We start from the raw sequence: 4225 nt of genomic DNA on the forward strand, positions 1-4225 counted from the left end.
AATATTCATCAACGAGATACAAAACATCAAAGAGGTGACCGAATGTCACCACGTTACCGGTCAATGCGATTTCCTGCTGAAAGTGTACGTGCGCGACATTAAATCATACGAACAACTGATCATGGAAAAAATAAGCCGTATCACGGTTGTAAAAACTTTCCAGACCATGATGATCATGTCTACAAGTAAAAAAGAGCCGATAGTTCCGTTGGAATATTAGTGGGAGAGAGGCAAGAAATAAGAATCAAGAACCAAGAGATAAGAGTCAGGAAACAAGATGAAAAATCAATGTTTCTTGACTCTTATTGTTTTTGGAATAATTTTTCTTATCTCTTGATTCTTATTTCTTGGCTCTAATTCTTAATGTATCTGCCAGTCTATAGGTTTTTTACCTTCTTTTTCTAAAATAGCATTTGTTTTTGAAAATGGTTTGCTGCCGAAAAAGCCTCGCTCAGCCGAAAAGGGAGAGGGGTGCGCAGATTTAATGATGAAGTGTTTCTGTTCGTTTATTAACGCAGCTTTTGATTGTGCAAAGGCTCCCCAGAGAATAAATACAATGCCTTCTTTTTTGTCGGATATGGTTTTGATCACCTGATCGGTAAATTCTTCCCAGCCTCTTTTTTGATGCGAGCCCGCATTACCTGCCCTTACTGTTAAAGTAGCATTCAATAATAACACGCCTTGTTGAGCCCACTCTTCCAGGTTGCCGTGGGTAGGTATCTGGAAGCCCGGGATATCTGTTTTGAGTTCTTTATAAATATTGATCAGCGAGCGGGGAATAGCAATTCCTTTTTGTACTGAAAATGATAAGCCGTGCGCCTGGTGCGCACCGTGGTAAGGATCCTGGCCTAATATGACCACTTTTACATTGTCAAAATGAGTAGTGTTAAATGCATTAAAAATATCGCCGTTTTTAGGGTATACGATTTGGCCTGCCGCTTTCTCTTGTTGCAGAAAAGCTTTCAGGTTTATCATGTAATCTTTACCAAATTCGTCTTTCAAAACCTCCAGCCAGGAGGGGTCTAATGCATTTGCCATAAATATTGATATAATGTTGATTAAGCGTACAAATTAACGGATATTTGCATTCAATATATAGTATCACAAATTATGTCAAATATTGTTCGGCTAATTATAGCCTGTGTGTTATTCGGTGCGGCGGTTGCGCTTTGTGCTTTCGGCTTTTGGGGCTGGGGTATTTTAGTGTTGTTTTTTGGCGGTGTAACACTGCTGAGCTTTTTCTTTAATGAAAATATGATCATAGCGCAGTATTTTCTGCGTAAAGAAAATTCAGAAAAGGCAGAACAATGGTTAATGAAAATTACCGACTATGAAAAACAATTACACAAAAACCAGCATGGCTATTATAACTTATTGATCGGGTTGATCGAGTCGCGTAAGGCTCCTATGAAATCTGAAAAATATTTTAAAAAGGCGCTTACCCTGGGTATGAAAATGTCGCACAATACGGCTTTGGCCAAATTGAGCCTGGCGGGTATCTCTATGGCAAAACGCAATAAGCGTGAGGCTCAGATGTACTTATCAGAAGCGGCAAAAGATGATAAAAATAAATTACTGGCCGAGCAGATCAAGATGATGAAAGGACAACTTGCTCAGATGGATAAGCAACAGGTAGTAAGAGGCGGATATCGCCAGTTTTAATAATGCAGAGATGGCTTTAGGTAAAGCAGAAAAAGTATAAAAAAATAAAAAGGGACGCGAAATGCGTCCCTTTTTATTTTTCGTCAATAGCGCTAAAGTAATCTGCAGTAGCAGAGTGGTTTTGATAAGGTGATACTATACGGTCGCTATATGAATGATCGCTTTCCTCGCTCGGGTTTGCTACTTCAACCATCTTCAGTAAACTTCTGATAAATGATAAATTGAAGTTACTCCTGTTTAGCTTTATCAGGTATTCGTTCTCGGTAATCTCCAGAATTGAATTAGTCATAACTTTAATGATAGTTGTTTATTACAAGTATAATCAACATAGATAAACCTAAAGTACGCTTTATTTTAAGATTTCATTAATTAATTGTTATTAAATTGCTGATACAGAGGAGGTGTCAGATTTTTTTGAGGCTTTTATGGGACTGCCTGGAATTGTTGGGCAATGATAGTAATTATTTGGCTACACTTCAAAAAAATGTGATGATGGTTTGAATAAACATTGTACATTCAAATTACATAAGCCATCTATCAAACTATGAATTGTTTTTTGAAATTAATAATAGTAGTGCTGTTTATTCAGACATGTCAAACTTCCTCGGCTCAAACTAAGGTTAATCAGACTTTAAAAAGAACATTAGATTCTGTTTATAACATTGATCAGGGCCTTCGGCAATATGGTGATAATGCGGTTACAGTCGCTCAAAAGGATTCCATAGTTAAGGCATTAGGGCTTTCAAAAACAGAACAGGAGAAACTTAAAAAATATTGGTGGGGCGTAGTGAGTTATCATGACTCCTTAAACTTAATTATAGTTGAAAAAATATTCAAACAGTATGGTTATCCCGGAAAATCATTGGTGGGAACACCAACTAATGAAGCTGCGTTTTTTGTGATTCAACATTCTCCCCCAAAAATACCGGAATACTTCCCCCTCATTAAAAAAGCAGGCGAAAATAAGGAGTTGCCCTATATTAGAGTAGCTACTATGGAGGATAGGATGTTGATGGATGATAAGAAAGAGGAGCAAATTTATGGTACCCAAATATCATGGAAAGTTATAACTGATTTAGCAACTGGTAAAAAACAAAGGATTTTGTTTGTGTGGCCCATAAAAGATGCTAAACATGTTAATGAACGCCGTAAAAAGGCGGGCTTTACTACTACCGTAGAAGAAAACGCCAAAAAGTTTGGTGTTGATCCTTACAAGGTATATACTCTTGATGAAGTGCAAAAGCTGTTTAAATAAAAAGAGACGCATGTAATGCGTCTCTACAAAAAATATCGGAGTCTGTATTAATTATTCAAACCAGGCCATAACCGCTTCTTTAGCAGGCATGGTAATATCCAATTTTAGCTTTTTACGCATACCGCCCAAGTCATTGAATACCTTGTTAGGGTTGCCTGCTTTTAATTCTTCTACGGTGTTGAAGCCCATTTTATTTAACACAGGTACCCACTCGGCAGGTACACCGGCATTTATAAAATCATCGGCACTGGCAACTTTAGCTTTTTTTTCCGGGCGCATCTGCGGGAAGAATAGTACTTCCTGAATGGTACTTTGATTGGTCATCAACATTACCAAACGGTCAATACCTATACCCAGGCCTGATGTTGGCGGCATGCCATATTCCAGGGCACGTAAAAAGTCATCATCCATAGCCATCGCTTCATCATCACCACGACCGGCAAGTATCAACTGCTCTTCTAAACGCTCACGCTGATCTATAGGATCATTTAACTCAGAGTAAGCGTTAGCTATCTCCTTGCCGTTTACAAATAGCTCAAAACGCTCCACCAAGCCGTCTTTGGTGCGGTGTTTTTTGGCCAGCGGGGTCATCTCGATAGGATAGTCGGTAATATAAGTTGGCTGTATCAGGTTATGTTCAACCTTGGCACTGAATATTTCATCAATCAGCTTGCCTTTACCCATAGTATGGTTAACCTCAATGTTCAGTTCCTTACAGGTTTTGCGTAAGCCAGCCTCATCCATAGCCGATACATCAATGCCGGTATATTTCAGGATAGAATCATACATGGACAGTTTTTCATACGGGCCTGCAAAGTTTATCTCATTATTACCTACCTGCACAACCGGGATGCCATGCACGGCGCGTGCAACAGTTTCCAGGCATTCCTCTACCATAGCCATCATCCATACGTAGTCTTTGTAGGCTACATATATTTCCATGCTGGTAAATTCAGGGTTATGCGTACGGTCCATGCCCTCATTACGAAACATCTTACCAAACTCGTACACGCCGTCAAAGCCTGCTACGATAAGACGTTTCAGGTACAGCTCATTGGCGATGCGTAAAAACAGGGGCATATCCAATGTATTATGGTGTGTAGCAAACGGACGAGCCGCCGCACCACCATGTACAGGTTGTAATATAGGAGTTTCCACCTCCATCCAACCCTGCGCGTCAAAATAAGCACGCATGCTATTTATGACCTTAGAGCGATTGATGAAAATTTGCTTGTAGGCTGGGTTAACGGTTAAATCTACATAACGCTGGCGGTAACGCAGTTCCGGATCGGTAAAACCATCATGAAT

Annotated in this window: 6 protein-coding genes; 3 read left to right on the forward strand and 3 right to left on the reverse strand. The window is 39.5% G+C overall.

Translation table 11 applies throughout. From position 1 onward, the window contains the following. On the forward strand, positions 1 to 220 hold a 220-nt coding region (locus tag AAGC65_RS25165; RefSeq protein ID WP_343115215.1), incomplete at its 5' end, for an Lrp/AsnC ligand binding domain-containing protein. Positions 221 to 360: 140 nt separating this feature from the next. Here AAGC65_RS25165 and ung read toward each other — a convergent pair. Further along, a complete protein-coding gene (ung, locus tag AAGC65_RS25170; protein WP_343115216.1) occupies positions 361 to 1038 on the reverse strand; it encodes a uracil-DNA glycosylase in 678 nt (225 codons plus the stop codon). A gap of 72 nt (positions 1039 to 1110) precedes the next feature. Here ung and AAGC65_RS25175 point away from each other — a divergent pair, with 72 nt between their 5' ends. Then, positions 1111 to 1662 (forward strand): DUF2892 domain-containing protein, encoded by a 552-nt coding sequence (locus AAGC65_RS25175; RefSeq protein ID WP_343115217.1) that lies wholly within the window; start codon positions 1111 to 1113, stop codon positions 1660 to 1662. Positions 1663 to 1735: 73 nt separating this feature from the next. On the opposite strand, the gene AAGC65_RS25180 is transcribed toward AAGC65_RS25175, so the two are convergent. Beyond that, complete coding sequence (locus AAGC65_RS25180; protein ID WP_343115218.1) at positions 1736 to 1951, reverse strand: hypothetical protein; 216 nt, start codon at positions 1949 to 1951, stop codon at positions 1736 to 1738. A 267-nt stretch (positions 1952 to 2218) separates the two neighbouring features. On the opposite strand from AAGC65_RS25180, the gene AAGC65_RS25185 reads away from it, so the two are divergent. Then, complete coding sequence (locus tag AAGC65_RS25185) at positions 2219 to 2917, forward strand: DUF6624 domain-containing protein (RefSeq protein ID WP_343115219.1); 699 nt, start codon at positions 2219 to 2221, stop codon at positions 2915 to 2917. A 51-nt stretch (positions 2918 to 2968) separates the two neighbouring features. On the opposite strand, the gene lysS is transcribed toward AAGC65_RS25185, so the two are convergent. Next, the coding region (gene lysS, locus AAGC65_RS25190; RefSeq protein WP_343115220.1) for a lysine--tRNA ligase at positions 2969 to 4225 on the reverse strand (1257 nt) is incomplete at its 5' end.

The sequence above is a fragment of the Mucilaginibacter sp. genome (assembly GCF_039207105.1).
In the GTDB taxonomy this organism is placed as follows: Bacteria; Bacteroidota; Bacteroidia; order Sphingobacteriales; family Sphingobacteriaceae; genus Mucilaginibacter.

Coding starts and splice junctions, on each gene's coding strand:
- AAGC65_RS25180 (WP_343115218.1), bottom strand. CDS start 1,951: ATGACTAATTCAATTCTGGAGATTACCGAGAACGAATACCTGATAAAG.
- ung (WP_343115216.1), bottom strand. CDS start 1,038: ATGGCAAATGCATTAGACCCCTCCTGGCTGGAGGTTTTGAAAGACGAA.
- AAGC65_RS25175 (WP_343115217.1), top strand. CDS start 1,111: ATGTCAAATATTGTTCGGCTAATTATAGCCTGTGTGTTATTCGGTGCG.